The organism is Rhodococcus sp. IEGM 1330 (genome assembly GCF_033142445.1).
Taxonomy (GTDB): domain Bacteria; phylum Actinomycetota; class Actinomycetes; order Mycobacteriales; family Mycobacteriaceae; genus Rhodococcoides.
The window spans coordinates 388,484-414,172 of the sequence record NZ_JAWLSB010000002.1; the positions used below are offsets into that span (position 1 = coordinate 388,484).

At 64.9% G+C, this 25,689-nt stretch carries 17 protein-coding genes; 16 read left to right on the forward strand and 1 reads right to left on the reverse strand.

From position 1 onward, the window contains the following. Nucleotides 1-107 precede the first annotated feature (107 nt). The 16 genes from cobM (at nt 108) to R4P57_RS06885 (ending at nt 24,322) form a co-directional block, all read left to right on the forward strand. The gene (gene cobM / locus R4P57_RS06810) at nt 108-851 is read left to right on the forward strand and encodes a precorrin-4 C(11)-methyltransferase (RefSeq protein WP_317802082.1); all 744 of its coding nucleotides are present in this window, start codon (nt 108-110) and stop codon (nt 849-851) included. After that, entirely contained in the window at nt 848-1,630 is a 783-nt protein-coding gene (gene cobF / locus R4P57_RS06815) for a precorrin-6A synthase (deacetylating) (protein ID WP_317802083.1), read from the forward strand. Before cobM ends, cobF begins: the two co-directional genes overlap by 4 nt. A gap of 67 nt (nt 1,631-1,697) precedes the next feature. After that, nucleotides 1,698-2,927: a UDP-galactopyranose mutase gene (gene glf / locus R4P57_RS06820; protein ID WP_317802084.1), complete on the forward strand. Its 1,230-nt coding sequence runs from the start codon at nt 1,698-1,700 to the stop codon at nt 2,925-2,927. After that, the gene (locus R4P57_RS06825; protein ID WP_317802085.1) at nt 2,924-4,831 is read left to right on the forward strand and encodes a glycosyltransferase; all 1,908 of its coding nucleotides are present in this window, start codon (nt 2,924-2,926) and stop codon (nt 4,829-4,831) included. The genes glf and R4P57_RS06825 overlap by 4 nt, the downstream gene beginning before the upstream one ends. Then, nucleotides 4,809-5,345, forward strand: a complete 537-nt coding sequence (locus R4P57_RS06830) for a phosphatase PAP2 family protein (protein ID WP_052047296.1) — start codon at nt 4,809-4,811, stop codon at nt 5,343-5,345. Before R4P57_RS06825 ends, R4P57_RS06830 begins: the two co-directional genes overlap by 23 nt. Continuing rightward, nucleotides 5,342-6,247 carry a decaprenyl-phosphate phosphoribosyltransferase gene (locus R4P57_RS06835; protein ID WP_317802086.1) on the forward strand — a complete coding sequence of 302 codons (906 nt, stop codon included), beginning with the start codon at nt 5,342-5,344 and terminating at the stop codon, nt 6,245-6,247. Before R4P57_RS06830 ends, R4P57_RS06835 begins: the two co-directional genes overlap by 4 nt. Beyond that, nucleotides 6,225-8,090 carry a flagellar motor control protein ZomB gene (gene zomB, locus R4P57_RS06840; RefSeq protein ID WP_317802087.1) on the forward strand — a complete coding sequence of 622 codons (1,866 nt, stop codon included), beginning with the start codon at nt 6,225-6,227 and terminating at the stop codon, nt 8,088-8,090. The genes R4P57_RS06835 and zomB overlap by 23 nt, the downstream gene beginning before the upstream one ends. A 218-nt stretch (nt 8,091-8,308) precedes the next feature. Then, nucleotides 8,309-9,319, forward strand: a complete 1,011-nt coding sequence (locus tag R4P57_RS06845; protein ID WP_317802088.1) for an alpha/beta hydrolase family protein — start codon at nt 8,309-8,311, stop codon at nt 9,317-9,319. 329 nt (nt 9,320-9,648) lie between these two features. Next, nucleotides 9,649-10,662 (forward strand): alpha/beta hydrolase family protein, encoded by a 1,014-nt coding sequence (locus R4P57_RS06850; protein WP_317802089.1) that lies wholly within the window; start codon nt 9,649-9,651, stop codon nt 10,660-10,662. Between the two features lie 222 nt (nt 10,663-10,884). Next, nucleotides 10,885-12,786: an alpha/beta hydrolase-fold protein gene (locus R4P57_RS06855; protein ID WP_317802090.1), complete on the forward strand. Its 1,902-nt coding sequence runs from the start codon at nt 10,885-10,887 to the stop codon at nt 12,784-12,786. 81 nt (nt 12,787-12,867) lie between these two features. After that, complete coding sequence (locus tag R4P57_RS06860; protein ID WP_317802091.1) at nt 12,868-13,419, forward strand: DUF732 domain-containing protein; 552 nt, start codon at nt 12,868-12,870, stop codon at nt 13,417-13,419. A 10-nt stretch (nt 13,420-13,429) separates the two neighbouring features. After that, on the forward strand, nt 13,430-14,383 hold the full coding sequence (locus R4P57_RS06865) for a cutinase family protein (protein WP_317802092.1): 954 nt from the start codon (nt 13,430-13,432) through the stop codon (nt 14,381-14,383). Nucleotides 14,384-14,589: 206 nt separating this feature from the next. Then, the gene (locus R4P57_RS06870; protein WP_317802093.1) at nt 14,590-15,588 is read left to right on the forward strand and encodes an LLM class F420-dependent oxidoreductase; all 999 of its coding nucleotides are present in this window, start codon (nt 14,590-14,592) and stop codon (nt 15,586-15,588) included. Nucleotides 15,589-15,768: 180 nt separating this feature from the next. Continuing rightward, nucleotides 15,769-17,667, forward strand: a complete 1,899-nt coding sequence (gene fadD32 / locus R4P57_RS06875) for a long-chain-fatty-acid--AMP ligase FadD32 (RefSeq protein ID WP_317802094.1) — start codon at nt 15,769-15,771, stop codon at nt 17,665-17,667. Nucleotides 17,668-17,710: 43 nt separating this feature from the next. Then, complete coding sequence (gene pks13 / locus R4P57_RS06880; protein WP_317802095.1) at nt 17,711-22,774, forward strand: polyketide synthase Pks13; 5,064 nt, start codon at nt 17,711-17,713, stop codon at nt 22,772-22,774. A gap of 3 nt (nt 22,775-22,777) precedes the next feature. Next, nucleotides 22,778-24,322, forward strand: coding sequence for an acyl-CoA carboxylase subunit beta (locus R4P57_RS06885; protein WP_317802096.1), 1,545 nt, complete (start codon nt 22,778-22,780; stop codon nt 24,320-24,322). 162 nt (nt 24,323-24,484) lie between these two features. Here R4P57_RS06885 and R4P57_RS06890 read toward each other — a convergent pair whose 3' ends face one another. After that, nucleotides 24,485-25,447, reverse strand: coding sequence for a hypothetical protein (locus R4P57_RS06890; protein ID WP_317802097.1), 963 nt, complete (start codon nt 25,445-25,447; stop codon nt 24,485-24,487). Between the last annotated feature and the right edge of the window lie 242 nt (nt 25,448-25,689).

Consider the following 25,689-nt stretch of genomic DNA (forward strand, 5'->3'; position numbering starts at 1 on the left):
ACATGAGTCCCATCAGACACAAGAGTAAACCTTAGCTTGACGGTTAGCCATCGGCGGGAAGTTCCAGTGGCGCGGCGCGTCGGATGCGTCGCCTACGCTCATCAGCTGTGACTGTGCACTTCATCGGAGCCGGACCGGGCGCTGCCGACCTGCTCACGCTGCGGGCCGTCGAGTTCCTGAGATCGAGCCCGGTCTGCGTCTACGCGGGTACCTACATCGACGACGCGATCCTCGAACATTGTTCCGCAGGCACCCGACTGGTCGACACCGCGAAGCTCGACCTCGACGCCATCACCGAAGAGCTGGTCGCCGCCCACGAGCGCGGCGAGGACGTCGCTCGACTGTGCTCGGGGGATCCGTCCCTCTACTCCGCGCTGGCGGAGATGTCCGCTCGACTCGACGCCGCAGGCGTGCCATGGGATGTCACTCCCGGCGTTCCGGCCTATGCCGCTGCTGCCGCCGCGCTGGGCGTCGAGCTGACGGTTCCCGAGGTGACGCAGTCTGTGGTGCTCACCCGCGCGCAGGCTCGCTCGACGGCGATGCCCGATACCGAGGCGCTGAAAAACTTCGCCGCCACCCGCGCGACGCTGGCACTGCACCTGGCGATCACCCGCACGCGCATCCTGGCCGACGAACTGACGGAGTTCTACGGTCCCGAGTGCCCCGCCACCGTCGTCTTCCACGCCAGCAAGCCGGACGAGCTGATTCTGCGCGGCACCCTGGCCGACATCGCCGATCAGGTCGATGCCGCAGGTCTGCGGCAGGCGGCGGTGATTCTGGTGGGGCCCGCCCTGGCTCGACGCGTCGTCACCGAATCCCACCTGTACGACGCGTGTCGGGACCGCTCGTGAGGATCCATCTGATCGGCATCGGCGGCGGTCATCCGGATCAGGTGACCGTCCAGGCGATCGAGAAGCTGCGGGCCGTGGACGTTTTTGTCGTCGCGGACAAGGGCGCGTCGGTCGGCGATCTCGGCGTTGCTCGACGCCAGATCCTCGAGCGCCACCACGGTGGCAGCTACCGCGTGATCGAGGTACCCGACCCGCCACGCGACCGATCGCCGCGGCAGTACGAGACTGCGGTCCTCGATTGGCACGATGCACGCGCCCGCGCCTACGCCGATGTGCTCGACGGCCTCGCCGAAGGCATCGTCGTCGGGTTCCTCGTCTGGGGAGACCCCGCGCTTTACGACAGCACTATCCGCGTCGTCGAGCGGCTGGCCGCGTTGCGCGGAGACATCGAGTTCGATGTCACACCGGGCATCTCCAGCGTGTCGATGCTGGCGGCGAGTCATCGCCTCGTGCTCAACCGCATCGGCGGACCGATCGTCATCACCACCGGCAGGAACTTGGCGGGCGACGTCGCCGCAGGCCTCGACAACCTCGTGGTCATGCTCGACGGCAACCTGGCCTGCAGCGCGCTGACCGGCGCAGGATGGGGCATCCACTGGGGTGCAAACCTGGGGACGGCGGACGAGAAGCTGGTGGCGGGCCCACTCGACGACGCGCTGGGCGAGATCCGCCGCGCCCGCGAGGAGATCAAGTCCCAGCACGGCTGGGTGATGGACACCTACCTGCTCCGACGCTTACTCGATGACGCCGAGCCTGCGGCCGGACGCCGCACCGAATGACACCGGGCCCGCCGATGGGCGCCTGGCGGGGCAGAGCCGTCACGATCGTCGGATACCCTGGTTGCCCGTGACTGCTGTAAGCCCCGAGACCACCTCTTCCGACGCCTCCGTGACCGGCCGATACGACCTCATCGTCGTCGGATCCGGGTTCTTCGGACTGACTGTGGCGGAGCGGGCGGCGTCCCAGTTGGGCAAGCGTGTCCTCGTGCTGGATCGGCGGCACCACCTGGGTGGCAACGCGTACTCCGAGGCCGAGCCCGAGACGGGTATCGAGATCCACAAGTACGGCGCGCATCTTTTCCACACCTCGAACAAGCGGGTCTGGGAGTACGTCAACAAGTTCACCGACTTCACCAGCTACCAGCACCGTGTCTTCGCTCTGCACAAGGGCCAGTCGTATCAGTTCCCGATGGGCCTGGGCCTGATCTCGCAGTTCTTCGGCAAGTACTTCTCGCCTGCCGAGGCGCGGGCTCTCATCGACGAGCAGTCCAGTGAGTTCGACTCGAAGGACGCGCAGAACTTCGAGGAGAAGGCGATCTCGTTGATCGGGCGTCCGCTGTACGAGGCGTTCATCCGGGATTACACCGCAAAGCAGTGGCAGACCGATCCGAAGAATCTGCCCGCGGGCAACATCACCCGGCTGCCGGTGCGGTACACGTTCGACAACCGCTACTTCAACGACACCTACGAGGGCCTGCCGGTCGACGGCTACACCGCGTGGCTCGAGAAGATGGCCGCCGACGAGAAGATCGAGATCCGGTTGAACACGGACTGGTTCGACGTCAAGGCCGAGCTCGTGGCCGAGAGCCCCGACGCTCCGATCGTCTACACCGGCCCACTGGACCGCTACTTCGACTACTCCGAGGGCGAACTGGGCTGGCGGACAATCGATTTCGAGACCGAGGTACTTCCGACGGGTGACTTCCAGGGCACCCCGGTGATGAACTACAACGACGGCGACGTGCCGTTCATTCGGATTCACGAGTTCCGGCACTTCCACCCCGAGCGCGAGTACCCGACCGACAAGACGGTCATCATGCGCGAGTTCTCCCGCTTCGCGAAGAGCGGCGACGAGCCGTACTACCCGATCAACACTCCCGACGACCGGCAGAAGCTCGAGGCCTACCGCGACCGCGCCAAGGCCGAAGCAGCGTCCAACGGAGTGCTGTTCGGTGGTCGCCTCGGCACCTATCAGTACCTGGATATGCACATGGCCATCGCGAGTGCGCTGAACATGTACGAGAACACCCTGGTTCCGCACTTCGAGACCGGTGCTCCCCTGGCAGGCGACAAGTGACCGCCAAACACCTCCTCGAGGACGGTATCGCCGACGCCGCACCGGTTCTGGGCAAGTCGCTGCTGCAGCGAGTATTGCTGCCGCGCTCGGGCGAGCCGCTCGACGTGCGCACGCTGTACCTCGATGAGGCGCTCACCAATGCCAAACGGGCACATTCGCTCTCGCGGACCTCGGTCACGATCGGCTCCGAGTCCGAGGTGTCGTTCTGCACCTATTTCAACGCGTTCCCGGCGAGCTACTGGCGGCGTTACAGCGTCCTGAAGTCCGTGGTGCTGCGCGTCGAGGTCTCCGGACACTGCCGAATCGACGTCTACCGGTCCAAGGCCGACGCGTCGCGCATTCACGTCGAGGGCCGCGAGGCCGTGGATGGCGATGCAGCGCAAGAGTTTCTGATCGACCTCGGCCCGTTCGAAGACGGCGGCTGGATCTGGTTCGACATCACCTCCGACTCCGAGGTGGTGCTCGAGAGCGCGGGTTGGTACGCGCCGATCGACGCGCCCGGCGAGGCCACCGTCGCGGTCGGTATTCCTACGTTCAACCGCCCGACCGACGCCGTCAAAGCCCTTGTCGCCCTTGGCTCTGATCCACTGGTGCTCGACGTGATCAAGGCCGTCATCATGCCCGATCAGGGCACCCGCAAGGCGAAGGACGAGCCCGGATTCGACGAGGCCGCAGCGGCACTCGGCGGCCGACTCGCCATCCACGATCAGGCCAACCTCGGCGGGTCCGGCGGATACAGCCGTATCATGTACGAGGCACTGAACAACACTGCCTGCCAACACATCCTGTTCATGGACGACGACATCGAGATCGAGCCCGATTCGATCCTGCGGGCGCTGGCCATGTCTCGGTTCGCCAAGGTCCCCACGCTCGTCGGCGGCCAGATGCTCAACCTGCAGGCGCGCAGCCACCTGCACGTCATGGGCGAAGTGATCGATCGCACCAACTTCATGTGGACCGGCGCACAGAACGTCGAGTACGACCACGACTTCTCCGAGGACCCACTGCGCACCAGCAAGCTGCTGCATCGCCGGATCGACGTCGACTACAACGGCTGGTGGATGTGCATGATCCCGCGCGTCGTCGCCGAGGAACTGGGGCAGCCACTGCCGCTGTTCATCAAGTGGGACGACGCCGAATACGGCTTGCGGGCACGCGATGCCGGCTACCCGACGGTGACCTTGCCCGGTGCGGCGATCTGGCACATGGCGTGGAGCGACAAGGACGACGCCATCGACTGGCAGGCGTACTTCCATCTGCGCAACCGCCTCGTGGTCGCGTCGCTGCACATGCCGGGCGACGGCAAGGGCCTGGTGCTCGACACGATCAAGGCCACGGTCAAGCATCTGCTGTGCCTCGAGTACTCGACGGTCGCGATTCAGAACCTCGCGATCCGCGATTTCCTGGCCGGCCCCGAGCACATCCTCGACATCCTGCCTACCGCGCTGCCGACCGTGCACGCACTGCGCAAGGAATTCCCCGACGCCGTCGTCGTGGGCAGTTCCACCGAGCTGCCACTCGCGTCCGGCGAGGAGGTGGGAGCCGTCGGCTTGCCGACCAACCCACTGTCGAAGGTCCGCCGACTGGCAAAAGGCTTGCTGCACAACGTCAAGCCTGCGCACGAGCAGCACCACGAGCGCCCGCAGCTCAACGTCCCGACTCTCGACGCGCGTTGGTTCCTGCTGTCCCAGGTCGACGGCGTCACCGTCACCACCGCCGACGGTCGGGGCGTCGTCTACCGCAAGCGAGACCGCGCGCAGGCCGCGGCGCTGCTCAAGGAAGCCCTGTCGTTGCGCAAGCAGTTGGCAGCCGAATTCCCCGCCCTCAAGGCTCGGTACCGCGATGCCGTGCCGCACCTGACCAGTAAGGAAACGTGGGAACGTGTCTTTCGTTACCAGGCGTAAGGGCCAGACCGAGGCCCCGACGGAAGTCAGGATCCTCGAGAAAGTGCAGAGCACCGTCGGCAGTGCCCCCGGCGCGATCACCGTCGCCCGTGGCATGTCGCACTTCGGCGAACACGCACTCGGCTGGGTCGCGATCGCCGGTATCGGTGCTGCACTGGACAAGCCGCGTCGGCGCCAGTGGGCCTCGGTGGCCGTCGGGGCAGTCGGCTCCCACGCCGCGTCGATCGTCATCAAGCGCATCGTGCGCCGGCCACGCCCCCACGACCCGGCCGTGCGCATCAACGTCTCGACGCCCAGCAAGCTGAGCTTCCCGTCCTCGCATGCGACATCCACCACAGCCGCCGCGGTTCTCCTCGGCCGGGTGACCGGGCTACCGTTACCGGCGGTCCTCGTCCCACCCATGCTGCTCTCGCGCTTGGTGCTCGGAGTCCACTACCCCACCGATGTGCTGGCCGGATCGGCACTCGGCGCGTTGACGGCTGCGGCCGTCGTGAAGTTCGAAGGAGACAAATGAGCGAGGATGCCGCACCCGTAGGCGCGCCGCCGAAGAACCTGGCGGACGGCATCGTCAAGGCGCTTCGTCCGCGTCAGTGGGTCAAGAACGTACTGGTCCTGGCAGCACCACTGGCCGCGGGATCGGTCACCGAGTCCGACGTCCTGCTGTCGGTTGCGCTGGCCTTCGTGGTCTTCTGCTTCGCGGCCTCGGGCATCTATCTCGTCAACGATGCCCTCGATGTCGAGGCAGACCGCGCTCATCCGACCAAGCGTTTCCGGCCGATCGCTGCCGGTGTGTTGCCCGTCAACGTCGCGTACGGGATGGCAGTGGTGTCACTGGGCCTCGCCATCGGCCTGTCGTTCATCGCGAACTGGAAGCTCGCCTTGGTCATCGGCGTATACATCGCAGTTCAGCTGGCGTACTGCTTCGGCCTCAAGCACCAGGCCGTGCTCGACATCTGCATCGTCTCCTCGGGCTTCTTGCTCCGCGCGATCGCCGGTGGGGTTGCCGCCTCGATCCCGCTGTCGCAGTGGTTCCTGCTGATCATGGCGTTCGGATCGCTGTTCATGGCGGCCGGTAAGCGCTACGCGGAGCTGCAGCTGGCCGAACGCACCGGCGCGAAGATCCGCAAATCGCTCGAGAACTACACCACCACGTACCTTCGATTCGTCTGGACACTGTCCGCGACTGCCGTCGTCATCTGTTACGGCCTGTGGGCGTTCCAGGAAGATGCGGGCACGGGTGCCAACTGGTTCGCCATCTCGATGATTCCGTTTACTATCGCAATCCTGCGATATGCAGTGGATGTCGATGGCGGCGAGGCAGGCGAACCCGAAGAGATCGCGTTGGGAGACAGGGTGCTGCAGCTACTCGCCATAGCGTGGATCGGAGTGGTTGGTGTCGCTGTCTACCTCGCCTGACCAGCGAGACGCGCGAGACGAGAACTCCGCCCGGGCATCGATCACCAGGCCCGTCTTCTGGATCGGGACCGTGGTCACCGGGGCGTTGTTCCTCTGGGGTGCGTGGGAGCGCCGCTGGATCGCCGACGACGGCCTGATCGTTCTGCGTACCGTCCGCAACCTGCTGGCAGGCAACGGACCGGTGTTCAATGCGGGCGAACGGGTGGAAACCAATACCAGCACCATCTGGACCTACCTCGTCTACGCGGGCAGCTGGGTGAGCGAGGGCCGACTCGAGTACGTCGTCCTGACGATCGCGCTGGTCCTGTCCACGGCGGCCGTCGTTCTCGCGATGATGGGCACGTTCGCGCTACGTGGTCGCACCGCGTCGCAGACTCTGTTCCTGCCCGCCGGTGTACTGGTCTACATCGCTGTTCCGCCCGCCCGCGACTTCGCGACGTCCGGCCTCGAGACCTGCCTGGTCATCTTCTGGATGGCGATGCTGTGGCTGCTGATGGTTCGGTGGGGCCAGCGCCGCTCCGGGGGCGTCGAGCTGCTGCTGCTGGCCTTCTTCGCCGGGCTCGGCCCGCTGGTGCGTCCGGAACTGTCCATCGTGGCGGTGCTGGCGCTGGCGATGATCTTCCTGGCCCCGCAGAGTTGGTTGTCCAGGCTGCGAGTGTTCGCTTTCGCCGGAGCCGTGCCGGTGCTCTATCAGATCTGGCGTATGGGCTACTACGGCCTGCCGTACCCCAACACCGCGGTGTCGAAGGATGCGGGCGGAGCCAAGTGGTCGCAGGGGTTCGAGTACCTGTCCAACCTCGTGGGCCCGTACCTGCTGTGGCTGCCGCTCGTACTGCTCGTCGTCGGTGCCGTTCTGTCGGCCTCCCGAGTGCGGTTGACCCTGCCCCGTACCGTCGGCGGCTGGCTCGCAGCGCTACGGACGCCGACCGCCGTGGTCGTCTTCGTGTTGATCAGTGGCCTTCTGCTGGCTTTGTACGCGATTCGCGTCGGCGGCGATTTCATGCACGGTCGGACATTGTTGCCGGCATTGTTCACGCTTTTGTTGCCGATTTCGGTGTTGCCGGTCGCCCTCCCGAAACGCTGGTCTGCAGACCGCGCCGCAGCGGTTTTCGTCGCCGATCTTTTCGTCTGGGGTGGCATCGTGGTATGGGCCGTCGTGGCTGCCAATACGACGGGTATGCCGCTGGGCTCGATCGTCGGCCGGAGTGGCATCGTCGACGAGCGGGCGTTCTACTCGCTCAACACCGGGCACGCCCATCCGATTCTGGCCTCGGACTACCTCGACTACCCGCGGATGCGAGGGATGGTCGAGGCGATCGAGGACACTCCCGACGGCGGGTTGCTGTTGCCGTCGGCCCAGTTCACGTATTGGGATGTCGTGCCACCACCGCTTCCCATCCCCGAGGGTGGGTTCGGTCACACCGTTTTCTTCCTGAACCTCGGAATGACCAGCATGAACGTCGGCCTCGATGTGCGGGTCATCGACCAGATGGGGCTGGCATACCCGTTGGCGTCACACACCGAGCGGCTCGAGAACGGCCGGATCGGGCACGACAAGAACCTGTATCCGGACTGGGTGGTGGCCGATCTCGGACTCGTCGCCGTCCATCCGTACCTGCCCTGGTACATGGACGAGGACTGGGTCACCGAGGCTCAGGTGGCGCTGACCTGCCCCGACACCCAGGAGTTGCTCACCTCGTATCGGGCCCCGTTGACGACGGAATTGTTCGTCCGGAATTTCAAGCGTTCGCTCTTCTACGCCGGATATCGGTTCGATCGGGTGCCGAAGTACGAAATACAACGATGTGATCTTCCGGCCCCGATATTGAAGGCAGACAATTAGGTGTCCGAACACGAAAAGGTCACCGGGTTGCGCCGAATTGGTCTCGACGCCAAGATGAGCTATCTCGATCATGTAACGGGGGTCGTCCTTCGTGCGATAAGTGCGAAGGATGTGTATGCGAACGACCTATATGGTCGTACGACGACATGGTGAACTTGCGAGATCAAGCGTTGATTGCGTAACCGATGTGACGATGAAGCAGCTGAGAGGTCGAGTGCATGCTGGGTAGAGGGAAGAACCGGTCCGGGGACAAGCGAGCGGGGTCGTGGAGACGCCGCGTCGGCACGTCCATGCTGATGGCGGTGGTCCTCCCACTGGGATTGGCTGTGGCCGGCGGTGGCGCAACTGCCAATGCAGCCTTCGACCCCACTGCGATCGACGTCTGGACGGACTCGAGCATGGGCCCGATCAAGAGCCGCGTGTGGCGAGCTGCGGACGGTAACACCAACCGCGTCGTCTACCTGCTCGACGGTCTGCGCGCCACCACCGATATTTCCGGCTGGGAGCACGAGACCGACGCGGGTGCCGTGTTGGCCGCCGCCAACATCAATGTCGTCGAGCCTGTCGGCGGACAGTCGAGCTTCTACTCCGACTGGTACGCACCGTCGAACTTCAACGGGCAGACGACCACGTACAAGTGGGAGACCTTCCTGACGCAGAACCTGCGTGAGAACCTGCGCGCCAACTGGGGCTTCAACCCCAACCGCAACGGTGTCATCGGTATCTCGATGGGTGGATCGGCTGCTCTGACGCTTGCCGCCTACCACCCGGACCAGTTCAGCTACGCGGGCTCACTGTCCGGCTACCTGAACATCTCTGCTCCCGGCATGCGTGAAGCGATGCGTCTGGCGTTGCTCGACTCCGGTCGCTACAACATCGACGCGATGTGGGGACCGCCGTGGGATCCGGCGTGGCTGCGCAACGACCCGTTCGTCTTCGCGCCTCGTCTGCGCGACAACGGAACCCGCGTGTGGGTTTTCGCAGGTAGCGGTCTGCCCGGCGGACTCGATCGCCCGCGGAGCTTCATCGACTACTACAACACCGGCAACGGCATGGGCCTCGAGGCCATCGCGCTGGCGAACAGTCGGGCGTTCCAGATCCGGATGGCCAGCATCGGTGCCAACAACGTCACGTATGCGTTCCCGGCCGTCGGTACCCACCAGTGGGGTTACTGGGGCGAGCAGATCCGCATCATGGCACCGGACCTGAGCGCCAACATCGGTAACTGACCGGTCACGGATCATTTCGGTTGTTTCGCCCGTTCCTCCGCCCTTCGTGACACTTCACGACTTTTCAGGGCTGTTCAGCGGGGACCGAGCAGGATAGTCTCCTGTTTCAGGGAAACGTCGAGGTGAAACTGGGACGCTGATCACAGTTTTGCCTTGGAACCGCTCGATGGAATAACCTCCATCGAGCGGTTCGCCTTTTTTCACAGCAGAACCTCAGATTTTTCGGGACCACATCGTCCTTCGGCCTCGAGGGGCCACCAGGAAAGCCCTGTTCGATTGCCGGGGGCCGCATGTCGCGGAGACCGCGTAGATGAGAGAGAGCACGATTCATGCGATTTGCCGGCCTCAGCAGAACACCGAAGGCGTCTTCACGCTGGCGTCAGCGCCTGCTCGGCGTCGGTGCTGCAGCGCTCGTCCTTCCCATCGCAGCCGGTGTCGTCGGTGGAGCAGTCGCTGTCGCAGCGCCCGCTCCCGTCGCGCATCAGACCCCTGCCGGTGGCCGTGAAGACCTGATCGTCCCGTCCGAGATGGGCCCCATCAAGGTTCAGGTCCAGTGGGCGGCCCGCGGCGGCAACGCTGCTCTGTACCTACTCGACGGACTGCGCGCACGCGACGATCGCAACGCCTGGACGTTCGAGACCAACGCGCAGGATCAGTTCGCCAACGACAACGTGACCCTGGTCATGCCCGTCGGCGGTCAGTCGAGCTTCTACAGCGACTGGTACACCTCGTCGAACTTCAACGGCCAGGAAGTCACCTACAAGTGGGAGACGTTCCTGACCCAGGAGCTGCCCGCGTTCCTCGAGAACTACGGTGTCTCGCGCAGCAACAACGGTGTTCTCGGATTGTCGATGGGTGGTTCGGCAGCTCTGACGCTCGCCGCATACCACCGCGATCAGTTCAAGTTCGCCGGTTCTCTCTCGGGCTACCTCAACATCTCGGCACCCGGCATGCGTGAGGCCATTCGAGTCGCGATGCTCGACGCAGGTCGCTTCAACGTCGACTCCATGTGGGGACCGCCGTGGAACCCGGCATGGCTGCGCAACGACCCGTTCGTCTTCGCACCGAGGCTGCAGGGTCTGTCCCTGTACATCTCGGCAGCCAGTGGCCTGCCCGGTGAATTCGATCGGCCCGCAGCTCCGATCGATTTCTACAACACGGCAAACGGCATGGCCCTCGAGGCACTCTCGCTCGCCAACACTCGTGCATTCCAGATCCGCATGAACACGCTGGGCATTCCGGCCACCTACAGCTTCCCGTCCAACGGCATTCACGCATGGCCGTACTGGGGAGCCGAGCTGTGGAAGGCTCGCGGCCAGATCTTGGACGCGCTCAACGCCTGACACCGATCGAGAAGTTGTTCTTCGAGAAATGCCGCCCCGCGTCCGTGCGCCGGGCGGCATTTTTCGGTCTCGGCCGTGATCGCCACGATCGACCCAGTTCACAATTGCACCACCAGTCACAGCGCGTCTGCTGCTCGTCGGCATCGGGCACGTGTAGAAAGACATACGAAGCATGTCTCGATAGGAGACCTTCGAAAGTCACGTCGAAAGAGAGTCACCATCATGCGCACTGAGCTTGTTCGGTTCGGTCGGACTACATCGGCCGGCACACGGGCTCGACGAGCGGCAGCAGCGCTGACCGTCGCTTCCGCGCTGATGATCCCCTTCGCGACGACGACCGTTGCCTCCGCTGCCCCCGTCGCGCGGACGGCCCCTGTTGCACTTGCCGGGCCTGCCTATACCCAGACGTCCGGTGCCACGGTGACCTCGGTCGATTGGCTCTCCGACCGTCGCGTCGCCCTCTGGATCGAATCTCCGTCGATGGGCACGCCCATCCAGGTTCAGCTGCTGCTCGCGCGTGACTGGAACATCAATCCGCAGGCGACGTTCCCGCAGGTGTACATGCTCGACGGCCTGCGGGCGACCGATCAGGAGAACGGCTGGACGGCCGAGACCGACGCCGAGTCGTACTTCGCCGACAAGAACGTCAACGTGGTCCTCCCCATCGGCGGCCAGTCCAGCTTCTACTCCGACTGGGTCGATCAGGACAACGGCAAGAACTACCAGTGGGAGACGTTCCTGACCAAGGAGCTCCCGCCGATTCTCGAGCGGGACTGGCGGAGCACCGACACCCGCGGAGTCGTCGGGTTGTCGATGGGCGGCACGTCCGCGATGTTCCTCGCTGCGCGTAATCCCGGCTTCTTCAAGTTCGCCGGCTCGCTCTCGGGCATCCTGAGCACCACCTCGCTCGGCATGCCGCAGGCCATCCAATACGCGATGACCGACGCCGGCGGGTTCAACTCCAGTGCCATGTGGGGTCCGCCCTCGAATTCGCTTTGGGCACAGCATGATCCGTACATGTTGGCCGACAAGCTCGAAGGCGTCAGCCTCTACATCTCCAGCGGCAACGGCTCCGCCGGACCGTACGATCAGCCGTCGCCCATTCCCGGCGTGAGCACCAACTACGCCGGCATGGGTCTCGAGATTCTCTCGCGATTGACCTCGCAGACGTTCGCCACCAAGCTCAATCAGCTCGGCATTCCCGCTCAGGTCAACTACCGGCCGTCGGGCACGCACTCGTGGCCGTACTGGCAGTTCGAGCTGCATCAGCTGTGGCCGCAGCTCGCCACCGCACTCGGTGTCGAGGTCGACAAGCCCGCGTGCAGCGCGGCCGGCCTGATCGGCAATGCGAGCGGTGCCAATTCGTGGCTCGGCCCATGCTTGACCGCCGAGTACAACGTGGCCGGTGGTCGTGCTCAGGACTTCACCTTCGGCCGGGTCTTCTTCACCCCCGATACCGGTGCGCAGGTCGTCGCCGGTGCCATCGGTGGCATCTATCAGGGCAACAGGGGCCCCGAGGGCGCTCTCGGGTTCCCGACGACCGGCGAGATCGGTACCCCCGACGGTCGCGGACGGTTCAACGCTTTCCAGAACGGCATGGTCTACTTCACGCCGCAGACCGGCGCGCACGCGGTCAAGGGTGCTGTGCTCGACGAGTGGGCCGCCCAGGGCTACGAGGGTGGGCCGCTGGGCTACCCGGTGCTCGACGAGGTCGAGACGCCGAACAAGCCCGGATCGGTTCAGGGCTTCGAGATCGGTGCCATCTACACCTCGCCCGATGCCGGTGTGCACTCGGTGCAGGGCATGATTCTGGGCAAGTACGGCGAATTGGGTTGGGAAGGTGGAGCTCTCGGGTTCCCCAAGTCCAACGAGCTCGGCCCGATCAGGGACGGCGGACGCTTCAACCAGTTCGAGACGGGCAACATCTACTGGAGCCCTCTGAGCGGAGCCTGGTCCACCCCGTACGGTCCGATCTTCGACGCGTGGGGATCGGTCGGCTACGAGGGTGGCCGGCTGGGCTACCCCACCAGCGATCAGTTCGACATCGACGGTGGTGGCAAGCAGCAGAACTTCCAGTTCGGCATCATCACGCTGAAGGACGGCGTTGCCACGATCGCGCCGTAAAGCGTGCATGACTGTTCAGAGTCCTCTCAGAGCGTGGCGGTAGTGTCGCCTGCGAACCCGACGACCGAAGGATTTCGATCGATGACGCGTAATTCCCTGGCCAGAACTCTGTCGCTCGGTGTCATGGCCGTGGCGGCGAGTTCGATGCTGGTGGCCTGCGGGAGTGACGACTCGACGGCGACCGGAGCGCCGACGAGCACCACCTCGGCAGCTGCGACGACGACGACCGAGGCGAGTGCGACGACGTCGGCTGCCGAGAGCACCACCACTGCTGCGCCGACCACGAGTCCGGGTGAGGCGGCCACCGCGCCGCCCGAGCAGCCGCAGCCCGTCCCGGATGATTTCCCTGGGCCCACGGAGAGTCAGATCGACGACCGCGGTGAGAGTTTCCTGGACGAGTTGAGGAAGCAGGGCATCACCCCGGCGGGCAACGGCGACATCGCGGTGTCGACGGCCAATTACATCTGTGCCGCGCAGGCGCAGGGCGTCACGGCGGAGGAGATCTCGACCTTCGTCACTGCGAACGTCGGCGTCGAGGCCAGCGCCGCCGGAACTCAGGTGACCGAGTCGCAGGCTCAGCAAACAGCCCAGACCTACATCGCCGCCGCCCAGGCGACGTACTGCAGGCCGTAGATCCACGGTGATGGCCAAGCGTAAGCGCAGAGTTCTTCCGGTGATCGCCGTTGCGGCGATCATCGGTCTGATCATCGTCGCCCTGTGGTACCTGCTTGCCGGACGGCTGCCGAAGGAACCGGGCATCCCGGTTCCGCCGGGACCCGAGGAGCCGACGTCGCAGCCGGCCGATTGCCCCGACGTCCAGGTCATCGCCATCCCCGGTACCTGGGAATCGTCGGCTACCGACGATCCGTACAACCCGATGGCCAATCCGGCCTCGCTGATGCTCAACGTCACACGCCCGTTGCAGGAGCAGTTCCCCGGCTCGCGAGCCGACGTCTACACCGTGCCGTACGTGGCTCAGTTCTCGAATCCCATCGCTCTGCCGCCGGACGGCCAGCAGTCGTACAACAACAGTCGTACCGAAGGCAAAGCCGTCGCCGTGCAGAAGATGACGGATGTCAGTGCGCGTTGCGCGTTGACCAATTTCGTCCTCGCCGGTTTCTCGCAGGGCGCGGTGATCTCCGGTGACATCGCGGCGGACATCGGCTCGGGCAACGGTCCCATCTCCGCCGATCGCGTTCTCGGCGTCACCCTCATCGCCGACGGTCGACGCGACGGCGTCTCGGGTACCGACGTTCCGGCCCCGCTCGACGGCGTCGGTGCCGAGGTCGCTCTCGGCGGACTCGACCTGCCCGGTATCACGATGACGGGGCGTCGGGACGGTGGCTTCGGTGCCCTCGACGACCGGACCAACGAGATCTGCGCTCCCGGCGACCTGATCTGTTCGTCACCGTCGGATGGATTGTCGCTCCGCAACATTCCGCAGAGCATCCAGATTCTGATCGGTGCTGCAGGCAACCCCGTTCATGCGTCGTACAACAGTTTCGTCGTCGACGGATCCGGTACGACGGCTACTCAGTGGACCGCTGCGTGGGCCGCCGGACTGATCGAGAATGCCCCGACGCCCGCGCATTCGTGAGCGGTGACGGTTCATAACGGAAACATCACAACGCGATGTGTTGCGATCTGGTTCGGGCCACAAACCTGAGCCGTGAAGCCCCCAGCCGGTGGGATCGACTCGGTCCAGCGGCTAGAGTGACGCCTTGGACCTGCGCAGATCGGCCCCGGCCGGGCTGCTCTCGCCACCCGAAACAAGACCGCTGCACACTCCGAGGAGAGCAATAGATGAGTTCCGCCGAGGCCGCGACCGCAGGGCCGCGCAAATTCCGATTCGCTGCAGGCGGAGAGGGAAACGCCGAGGAGGGCGGGGCTCGGAAGTTCATCAAGCTGGCGCAACAGGCCGAGGAGCTGGGCTACGACAGCTTCATGATTCCCGACCACCTGGGCAACCAGGTCGGTCCCATCGCAGCACTCGGCGCACTCGCCGTCGCCACCGACAAGATCCGGCTCGGCACTGCGGTCTTGGCCAACGGCTTCCGGCATCCCGCGGTGCTGGCCAAGGATGCGGCCACCATCGATGTGCTGTCGGGCGGGCGGCTCGAACTCGGTTTGGGCGCCGGTTGGATGCGTGAGGAGTACGACAAGGCGGGAATCACGTACGACCGCCCGGGCGTGCGCATCGAGAAGCTGGAAGAGACCCTCGAAATTCTCGACGTCCTGTTGCGCGGTCAGGAATGCAACTTCGAGGGCAAGCACTACAAGATTGCCGGACTCAAGGGCAGTCCTCGGCCACGTCAGGGACCGCGTCCTCCCATCTGCATCGGCGGTGGCGGTCCGAAGATGCTCGCCCTGGCGGCCAAGCACGCCGACATCATCTCCGTGGTGCCGAGCACCTCGAAGGAGGGCAAGCTGTTGCTCTCGGGCATGACCATCGAGAAGACCATCGAGCGAGTCGAGCTCATTCGCGCCGCTGCGGGCGATCGGTTCGACGACATCGAACTGAACTGGGCCATCACCACGATCGTCGTCACCGACGACCGTGAGCAGATGGCCGAGATGGCGCTGGCGGCACTCGACAACGGCTACCCGCCGAACGTTGACGTCGATGTCAAGCTCACCGTCGAGGACATCCTGTCGTCTCCGTACCTCGCATTCGGGACATACGAGGAAATTGCCGATCAGATCCGTAACGTTCGCGCGCGGACGACGATGTCCTATGTCGGGGTTTTCCCTACTCAAATGGAAGCATTCGCGCCGGTTGTCGACTTGCTGAAAGGCGAGTGACGTAGGCGCGTGTCGGTACCATGTAGCTGGCCTCGAAACCAGGTGCCAAACCGACACCGTAAGAGCTACTAGTCAGTAACATAAAACGCTGTTCGGTGTCTGCATGCACATAGCCGGTCGTGCGGGCCCAGGTCACGCAGGCTGTGTGGCAGCGGATTCGTGTCGGAGGAGATTGAAGTAATGAGCCACACGTTCGATGATTTCATCGATGAGAACGGCCACATCACCATCGGCGAAGGGCAGACGCTCGTCCGCCACGTCGAGGTCAACGTGGAAGAGAATTCCGACACGCTCGCGTACCGGTTCGTCGACTACTCCCGGGAACGTGACGGCGAAGCTCACGAGCTGACCTGGGCCGAGTTCGGTACTCGCCTCAAAGCTGTCGCAGCTCGCCTGCAGCAGGTCACCCAGCCCGGTGATCGAGTGGCCATCCTGGCACCGCAGGGCCTCGAGTACGTCATCGCCTTCTTCGGAGCGATCTACGCGGGCACCATCGCGGTACCGCTGTTCGATCCCGACGAGCCCGGCCACACCGACCGCCTGCATGCCGTCCTCGGTGACTGCAAGCCGAGCGCCATCCTCACCGCGAGCAACTCGGCAGCAGGCGTGCGTGCGTTCTTCCGCGCGCTGCCCGCCGCTGAGCGTCCCCGCATCATCGCCGTCGACGCGGTCCCGGACAGCGTCGGTGAGACGTGGGTCGAGCCAAAGGCCGGGCTCGACGACATCGCTTACCTGCAGTACACGTCCGGTTCGACGCGGACCCCGGCCGGCGTCGAGATCACGCACCGCGCGGTCGGCGTCAACGCATTGCAGATGGTCGACAGCATGGAGATCAACCACGACTCCCGCGGCGTCACCTGGCTGCCGATGTTCCACGACATGGGCCTGCTCACGGTCATCCTCCCGGCGCTGGGCGGCAAGTACATCACCATCATGAGCCCGCGCGCCTTCGTGCAGCGGCCTTGGCGCTGGATCAAGGAACTCGCCGCAGTCTCGGACGGCGCAGGCACCTTCGCAGCAGCACCGAACTTCGCGTTCGAGCACGCCGCCCAGCGTGGTCTGCCGAAGAACGGCGAGAGCCTCGACCTGTCCAACGTCATCGGTCTGATCAACGGCAGCGAGCCCGTCACCACGTCGTCGATGAAGAAGTTCAACGAGGCGTTCGGTCCCTACGGTCTGCCGAAGTCCGCGATCAAGCCCTCCTACGGGATGGCGGAGGCGACCCTGTTCGTCTCGACCAGCAAGCACGCCGACGAGGCCAAGGTGGTCTACGTCGACCGCGTCGAGCTCAACGCAGGTAACTTCGTCGTCGTCGCCCCCGACGCCCCCGGTGCCATCCCGCAGGTGTCCACCGGAACCGTCGCCCGCAGCCAGTGGGCCGCCATCGTCGATTCCGAGACCGCCACCGAGGTTGCCGACGAGCACGTCGGCGAGATCTGGTTGCACGGCGAGAACATCGGCAAGGGCTACTGGGGCCGCGACACCGAGACCACGGAGACCTTCCACAACAAGCTCGTCCACCGCGTCCCCGAGGGCTCGCACGCAGAAGGCGCTCCCGAGGGTGGCAACTGGATGCGTACCGGCGACTTCGGCGTCTACCACGACGGCGAGCTCTACATCACCGGCCGCGTCAAGGACCTGGTCATCGTCGACGGCCGCAATCACTACCCGCAGGACATCGAGTTCTCGGCCCAGGAAGCCAGCAAGGCATTGCGTCCCGGCTTCGTCGCGGCCTTCGCCGTCCCGCTCAACCAGCTCCCGGACATCGTGTTCGAGTTCAGTGGCGCAGCGCTGACCAAGGACTCCGACGACAGTTCCGAGCAGCTCGTCATCGTCGCGGAGCGCGCACCCGGCTCCGGAAAGGCAGACCCGGCTCCGATCGCCGACGAGGTGCGTGCCGCAGTATCGGCACGGCACGGCGTCACCGTTCGCGACGTCCTCCTCGTCCCGGCCGGTTCCATTCCGCGTACGTCGAGCGGAAAGATCGCTCGACGCGCATGCAAGGCCGCGTACATCGAGGGCACGCTGCGCGGCGGTTACCAGCAGACGGCCTTCCCGGACGCAGAACTGCCCGACTGACGGATACATCCTCCGTTTTTCCTCCGACACGACTTGGTGAGTAATGGCTGAACTAGAGACAGACAAAATCGAGCGCGTGGACGGCGGAGACCTCACGGTTGCGCAGCTGAGGGACTGGCTGCGCAACTGGGTTGCGGACGCGACCGGGCAACCGGCGTCGGCCATCTCCGACGACCGCCCGATGGAGGAATTCGGTCTGTCCTCTCGCGATGCCGTTGCTTTGAGCGGCGAGATCGAGGAGCTGGTGGGGGTCACGCTGACCGCCACCGTCGTCTACCAGCACCCCACCATCGCCTCGCTGGCCAAGATCATCATCGAAGGCGAGCCGGACGAGCCGGTCGGCACCGTCGACGACGCGTTCTACACCAGCGGCGGGCAGTCGGGCGACGCGCACGACGTCGCGATCGTGGGTCTGTCCTCCCGCTTCCCGGGTACCGGACACACACCGGAAGAGATGTGGTCGCTGCTGATCGAGGGCCGCGACGGCATCACCGATCTGCCCGACGGCCGCTGGCAGGAATTCACCTCCGATCCCGTCATCGCTGCCGCGGTGGCCGCAACGGTGACCAAGGGTGGTTACCTCGACGACGTCAAGACCTTCGATGCCGAGTTCTTCGCGATGTCGCCCAACGAGGTCGTCAACGTCGATCCGCAGCAGCGGCTCGCGCTGGAGCTGACCTGGGAAGCGTTGGAGCACGCACACATTCCGGCCAGCTCGATCAAGGGCAGCCAGGTCGGCGTCTTCATCGGCAGCTCCTCCAACGACTACCAGCTCATCGCCGTCAGCGACCCGGCCGTGCACCCGTATGCCCTCACCGGCACGTCCACCGCCATCGTCGCCAACCGAGTGTCGTACTTCTACGACTTCCGCGGGCCGTCGATCGCCGTCGACACCGCGTGCTCGTCGTCGCTGGTCGCCGTACACCAGGCGGTGCGCAGTCTGCGTACCGGCGAATCCGATCTCGCCGTTGCCGGTGGCGTCAACATGCTGCTCGCGCCGCCCATCACGGTCGGATTCGGCCAGACCGGTGTGCTTGCGCCCGACGGCCGAATCAAGGCCTTCTCTTCCGACGCGAACGGCATGATCCGCTCCGAAGGCGGCGGGCTCGTCGTGCTCAAGCGACTCGAGGACGCCGAGCGAGACGGGGACGACATCCTCGCCGTCATCGCCGGATCCGCGATCAACCAGGACGGCCGCTCCAACGGTCTGCTCGCGCCGAACCCGGACGCACAGGCCGATGCGCTGCGGTTCGCATATCGTGACGCCGGTATCAACCCGTCGGGCGTGGACTACATCGAAGCGCACGGCACCGGCACCATTCTGGGCGACCCGATCGAGGCCGACGCTCTCGGTCGGGTGGTCGGCCGTGGCCGTGACGCAGACAAGCCGGCCCTGCTGGGATCGGCGAAGACCAACTTCGGACACCTCGAATCTGCCGCAGGCGCAGCAGGTTTGATCAAGGTCGTCCTCGCGATGCAGCAGAACAAGCTGCCCGCCTCGCTGAACTACGTGGGCCCCAACCCGTACATCGACTTCGACAAGGCGCACCTGAAGGTGATCCCGGAGGCCACCGACTGGCCGCGGTACACCGGCAAGGCCGTCGCAGGCGTGTCCGGCTTCGGATTCGGTGGCACCAACGCGCACGTCGTCGTGCGCGAGTACGTCCCCGGTGAGACCGACAGCGCATTCGACCCCTCGGCAGTGGACCCGGAAGCCGTTCTCGTCGAGGGCCTCACCGACGTGTCCGGTGCCGAGCTGCCGATCGTCGCCGACCCCGAGCCCATCGTGTCGGAGGTCGAGACCACGGATCCAGTTGCCGAGGCCGAGGCCATACTTTCCGACGCTGAAACAGGTTCGGAGACAGTGATTCTCGCTGTGTCCGCAGCTCTGCCGTCGCGCCGCAAGCGAGCCGCCGCAGAGTTGGCCGACTGGCTCGAAACCGAACAGGGCAGCACGACGCCTCTCGTCGACGTCGGCCGCACCTTGGCCCGCCGCAACCACGGACGTTCGCGCGCAGTGGTTCTCGCATCCACCACGGCCGAGGCCATCGCCGGACTGCGCGCCATCGCGGCAGGCAAGCCGGGCCCCGGTGTGTTCTCCGCGGATTCGCCCGCGTCGAACGGCGCAGTGTGGGTGTTCTCGGGCTTCGGTTCGCAGCACCGCAAGATGGCATCGCGGCTCTACCGCACCAACGCGGTGTTCGCCGCAGAGGTCGACAAGGTGGACGAGTTGCTGGTCGACGAGGCCGGCTACTCCATCCGCGAGATCATCCTCGACGACTCGCAGACCTACGAGTTCGAGAACTCCCAGGTGGGCATCTTCGTCATCCAGATCGCTTTGGCGGCAACGCTTCGCGCGCATGGTGCCGAGCCGTCGGCCGTCATCGGGCACTCGATGGGCGAGGTCGCGGCCGCATACGTCGCCGGCGGCCTGAACCTCGAAGACGCAGTGCGCATCATCTACGCCCGCTCGCGACTGCTGGCCGAGGGCCAGGAAGGACTCGGAGCCGCATCGCAGGGTGCCATGGCCCTCGTCGAGTACACCCCGGACGAGGTCAAGACCCTCACCGATCAATTCCCCAACGTCGAACCCTGCGTCTACGCAGCACCGACGCACACCACCGTCGGAGGACCACGCGCCGAGGTCGAGGCTCTCGTCGAGATGGCCGAAGCCGCAGGCAAGATGGCCCGCCTCCTCGACGTCAAGGGCGCCGGACACACCGCAGCAGTCGACGCGCTGCTCGGTGAGCTGGCCGCCGAACTCGCCGGAATCGAACCCAGCAAACTCAGTGCCGGGGTCTACTCGTCGGTCGATCGCGAGGCTCACTATCGCGTCGGGCATGCGGCGATCCACGGCGTCGACTACTGGACCAAGGGAATGCGTCATCCGGTCTGGTTCACTCAGGCCGTCAATGTCGCTGTGGGAGATGGACATACGACGTTCATCGAACTCGCGCCCAACCCGGTGGCGTTGATGTCCGTCGCCGCGACCGCATGGGCTGCGGGCGTCGCAGACTCGACGCTGATCCCGACTCTCAAGCGCAAAGAAGACGAGGCCGAGACGTTCCTGGCCGCGCTGGCGCAGCTGTACGTCCACGGGCACGCGCTGGAGGTGGCAACGCTGTTCGAGTCCGGCCCGTACGCCGCCATCCCGCGTACTGCATACCTACGCAAGGAGTTCTGGCTCAACTCGCAGGTCAGCTCGAGTGGCAACACGCGGGTGCCCGGCGCACGCGTCGCGCTGCCCGACGGCCGCCACGTCTGGGAAGTTCAGGCCTCGGCCGTCACCGGATTCGATGCACTCGTCACTGCTGCTGCGTCGCAGGTGTTCTCCGATGTGGCCCTTGGCGTTTCGGTCTCCCATGCCGACGTGCCCAAGGTGGGCACTGTCGTCACCACGTTGACCTCGCATCTCGGTGGCGCGTCGATTCAGGTGCACGCACACGAGGGCGCGACGTTCACGTTGCTGCACGAGGCCGTCGTCACCTCGGGCGATGCGCGTCCGGAACCCGTTGTCGCCGTCGAGCAGCAGAGTTCGTCGCCGATGGAAGAGCTGCCCGAGGTCGTCGAGACGTTCGGTGATCGCTGGGATCCCAACGGCAACCAGAAGCTCGAAGACCGCTTGGCGATCATCGTCGCAGAGTCCATGGGCTACGCGCCCGAGGATCTGCCGCCCGAGGTTCCGCTGATCGAGCTCGGTCTCGATTCGCTCAGCGCCGTGCGCATCAAGAATCGGGTGGAGTACGAATTCGACATTCCCACAGTGCAATTGCAGGCTGTGCGCGATGCGAACCTGCGTGAGGTGGAGAAGTACCTGCGCTACGCGATCGAGAACCGCGACGAGGTGCAGGCACTGGCAGACAAGCAGGCGGCGGAGAAGGCGGCCGAACAGGCTGCGATCGAGCAGGCTCCGGTCGCCGAGGCGGCTCCGGTCGTGGAGGTGCCAGAGGCCGCTGTCGTTGCACCGGCTGTTGCTGCCGCGGCGCAGACCGATCTGGGTGGCAAGGAAGCCTTCGCCGAGGCCGCTGGGTCCGACGTGCCTCCGCGCGACAATGCCGAGCGGATGACGTTCGCGACATGGGCCGTGGTGACGAAGGAATCGGCCAAGGGCATCTTCAACACCCTGCCGATCCTCGACGACGAGACGGCCGAAAAGCTGGCCGCTCGTCTGACCGAGCGGGCAGGCGGTGAGATCACCTTCGACGACGTCCTGGACTCGGAGACCATCGAGCAGCTCGCAGACAAGGTTCGCCCGCATCTCGAAGACGGTGAGATCGACGGCGTCGTACGCAATCTGCGTACCCGCCCCGAAGGTTCCACGGCCACACCGGTGTTCGCGTTCCACTCTGCCGGTAGCTCCACCGTCGCCTACGAGCCGCTGCTGCGGAAGCTGCCTGCCGGCACTCCGATGTACGGACTCGAGCGCGTCGAAGGACCCATCGCCGTACGAGCTGCGGAGTACGTGCCGCTGATCAAGGCGATCCAGCCCGAAGGACCGTACGTGTTCGTCGGCTGGTCGCTCGGCGGCATCCTCGCCTACGAGGTGGCGCGTCAGATGGAGGAAGAGGGCATCGAGGTCGCGTACGTGGGGCTGCTCGACACCGTCATGCCCGGTACGCAGATCCCGGACACCAAGGAAGAGGTGCGCAAGCGCTGGGAGCGGTACGCGGCGTTCGCGAAGAAGACCTACAACGTCGACTACCCGATTCCCTACGACAAACTGGTCGACTCGGACGACGAGGGACAGATCCGCATCATCACCGATCTGGTGAAGCTCAGCGGCGCGAAGATCCCCGGCGGCATCATCGAGCACCAGCGCACGTCGTGGCTCGACAACCGGGCGATCCAGACGGCTGAGCTCAAGAAATACGGCGGGCACGTGACGCTGTACCTGGCCGACAAATACCACGACGACGCGATCGCCCTCGAGCCCGCATACGCCACTCGCGAAGAGCACGGTGGCTGGGGACCGGTGGTCGAGGACCTCGAGATCGTCTACGTCGGAGGCGACCACCTCGCCGTCGTCGACGAGCCGTACATTGGAAAAATTGCGGCCCATTTGTCGAAGACGCTCGAGAACATCGAGTCTGCAAGAACCGGAGCGTAGATTTTGAGTGGCACCACTGCGGAGAAGCTGGCCGAACTACGGGCGAGGCTCGAACAGGCCAAGGAACCGGCCGGCGAGATCGGGATAGCGAAGCGCGCGAAGAAGGGCATCCCCAGTGCCCGCGATCGCGTCAACTCGTTGCTCGATCCCGGTAGCTTCGTCGAGATCGGCGCACTGGTGAAGGCGCCGAACGATCCGCGGGCTCTCTACAGTGACGGTGTCGTCACCGGTCACGGAACCGTCGACGGTCGTCCGATTGCCGTCTTCTCGCACGATCAGACCGTGTTCGGCGGAACCGTCGGCGAGATGTTCGGTCGCAAGGTCGCCGGCATCATGGACTTCGCGATCAAGATGGGGTGCCCGGTCGTGGGTATCAACGACTCGGGCGGTGCTCGTGTTCAGGACGCGGTGACGTCGCTGGCCTGGTACGCAGAATTGGGTCGACGACATGAAGCGCTGTCCGGACTGTGCCCGCAGATCTCGCTGATCCTCGGTAAATGCGCAGGCGGTGCGGTGTACGCGCCCATCAACACCGACATCGTCGTCGCCACCGAAGAGGCGTACATGTTCGTCACCGGGCCGGAGGTGATCAAGTCCGTCACCGGCGAGGACGTCAGCCTCGACGAACTGGGCAGTGCCCGCGTCCAGGCTGTCAACGGCAACGTGCACCACGTTGCGGCCGACGAGAAGGCCGCCTTCGAGTGGATCCGCAATTACCTGAGCTACCTGCCGTCGAGCTGCCAGGAAGAGTCGCCCGTGATCAACCCGGGGCTCGAGCCGGAGATCACCGATTCCGATCGCGTTCTCGACTCGTTCATGCCCGACGCCGACAACGCAGGCTACGACATGCACGACATCATCCTGCGCATCTTCGACGACGGTGAATTCCACGAGATCGCCGGTCAGACGGCGTCGAATGTCATCACCGGGTTCGCTCGAGTCGACGGCAGGCCGGTGGCGATCGTCGCCAACCAGCCGATGCACCTGTCCGGTGCACTCGACGCGAAGGCAGCGGACAAGGCTGCGCGCTTCATCCGTCTCAGCGACGCGTACAACATCCCCATCGTGTTCCTCGTCGACACACCTGGATTCCTTCCCGGTGTGGACCAGGAGAAGCAAGGCGTCATCCACCGCGGTGGGCGCTTCATCTTCGCCTTCGTCGAAGCGACGGTTCCGAAAGTGACGGTGGTGATCCGTAAGTCGTACGGCGGTGGTTACGCGGTGATGGGCTCGAAGCAACTCGGTGCCGACCTCAACCTGGCGTGGCCGACCGCCCGTATCGCCGTCATGGGTGCCGAGGGTGCCATCAACATCATGAGCCGTAAGCAACTCGCCGAGGCAGGGGAAAACGCACCGGCCCTGCGCAAGCAGCTCATCAACTTCTACAACGAGCACGTCGCAACGCCATGGATCGCGGCCGAGCGCGGCTACATCGACGCGGTCATCGAGCCGTCACACACGCGTCTCGAAATCCGAAATGCTTTGCGCATCCTGAAGGACAAGGAAGTCATCAAGAGTCCGCGCAAGCATTCGTTGGTCCCGATCTAGCCAGACTGAAATGGGGCGGTCCATCGCTCGCGGGGGTCGCTCCGCTCCCGTTCGCGTCAATGGACCACTGCACCGGTCAGACGTATGCAATGGTCCATTCACGCATCAGCCGGGCCGGTGTCAATGGACCACTGCACCGGGAAGACGTGTTCTATGGTCCATTCACGCGGTCGATTCGCGCGGAACCATCACGACGTCCGGTCGAGGTCTGGCGAGAGCATGTCGATAGTTCATCCGTAGGTCGGCGAGCACCTGTGTCGGCCGATCGCGGATGTCTTGCGGTGAATGGGATACGACGATCAGTCCGTGGGCCTGCATTCGGTTGCGCCGGGCTTGTGTCCGCTGGTAGTCGGCCGGTGACAGATGATGGGTCACGGAATCGATTTCACGTGCCAGTGCCACGGCGTCGATCCACCCGTCGGTATTGGCGATGAACTCTCCGCTGTGGGCGTAGATGTCGCAGTTGTGTGTCATCGTAGGCAGCCCGCTGGTTCGGTACAGGCGTTGGTCCTCGAGTTCTGCCACCGAGTGCGCGTTGTCCCGCAACTCGAGAAGTACACGGCGGGTGAGCGCGCTGTAGCGGCGCGGCCCTTCGGCCAATTCGGTGGCAATCTCGTCGATGGACACGCCGCCTCTTTGGAGCACCTCGGTCAGCAGGGCGACGCACCGTGCCTCGGATTTCGCGGCCCGCGTGGCGTCGACCAATGAACGCACCAGAGGAGCAACTCGGATGCTGCCCTTGGTGATCGGCTCGGGAAGCCGCCACGTCCGCTCTGCTCGGACGAAAGACACCGAGGCCCGACGCATCTCCGCGGGTAGCAGCAGATGAACCTCCCCGGCGGATCCGTTGGTTCCGTATCCGAACGAATCGAGTCCGACGCAGCCGGTGATCATGCTCGTCGGTCCGCCGTATGCGAGCGCCGCGGCTGAGCGCTCGAGCGTCGACGGATGACCGTTGCGCAGCAGTACGACACCCGGCAGCAACCGCTGCCACGGACCGCCGGCCGCGCATCTGCTGTCGATCGCTGCGTCGCTCACTCCCGCCTCGCGGAGCTGTCGGCGCGTCACTACGCCGGTCGAGCTCAGATCGAACAATGAACCTGCATTCCACAGTCGTCTTTTCATGCCCGAAGAGTGGAATTCGGCACCGACACGTTCGTCGCGTTTCGACGCTGTCGCCGATTGTCTGTTGATAGCCGACGAGTCTGTGGATGGATTGGCTGTTGTAGGTCGCGAGCCGGACGACGCTGTCGGGCTCGGATGCTAAGGCCGGCCGATGGAGTCTGAGGGCGTCCGCGGGCGTGGCCGCCCGGGAGAGGTGAATGGACCATCTACGCGCTCAGACGTATGCAATGGTCCATTGACCC

What these genes read in the sequence shown, in the direction of transcription:
- R4P57_RS06835 (WP_317802086.1), top strand. Translation starts at nt 5,342, where the DNA reads ATGAGCGAGGATGCCGCACCCGTAGGCGCGCCGCCGAAGAACCTGGCG.
- R4P57_RS06845 (WP_317802088.1), top strand. Translation starts at nt 8,309, where the DNA reads ATGCTGGGTAGAGGGAAGAACCGGTCCGGGGACAAGCGAGCGGGGTCG.
- R4P57_RS06850 (WP_317802089.1), top strand. Translation starts at nt 9,649, where the DNA reads ATGCGATTTGCCGGCCTCAGCAGAACACCGAAGGCGTCTTCACGCTGG.
- R4P57_RS06855 (WP_317802090.1), top strand. Translation starts at nt 10,885, where the DNA reads ATGCGCACTGAGCTTGTTCGGTTCGGTCGGACTACATCGGCCGGCACA.
- R4P57_RS06860 (WP_317802091.1), top strand. Translation starts at nt 12,868, where the DNA reads ATGACGCGTAATTCCCTGGCCAGAACTCTGTCGCTCGGTGTCATGGCC.
- R4P57_RS06865 (WP_317802092.1), top strand. Translation starts at nt 13,430, where the DNA reads ATGGCCAAGCGTAAGCGCAGAGTTCTTCCGGTGATCGCCGTTGCGGCG.
- R4P57_RS06870 (WP_317802093.1), top strand. Translation starts at nt 14,590, where the DNA reads ATGAGTTCCGCCGAGGCCGCGACCGCAGGGCCGCGCAAATTCCGATTC.
- fadD32 (WP_317802094.1), top strand. Translation starts at nt 15,769, where the DNA reads ATGAGCCACACGTTCGATGATTTCATCGATGAGAACGGCCACATCACC.
- pks13 (WP_317802095.1), top strand. Translation starts at nt 17,711, where the DNA reads ATGGCTGAACTAGAGACAGACAAAATCGAGCGCGTGGACGGCGGAGAC.
- R4P57_RS06890 (WP_317802097.1), bottom strand. Translation starts at nt 25,447, where the DNA reads ATGAAAAGACGACTGTGGAATGCAGGTTCATTGTTCGATCTGAGCTCG.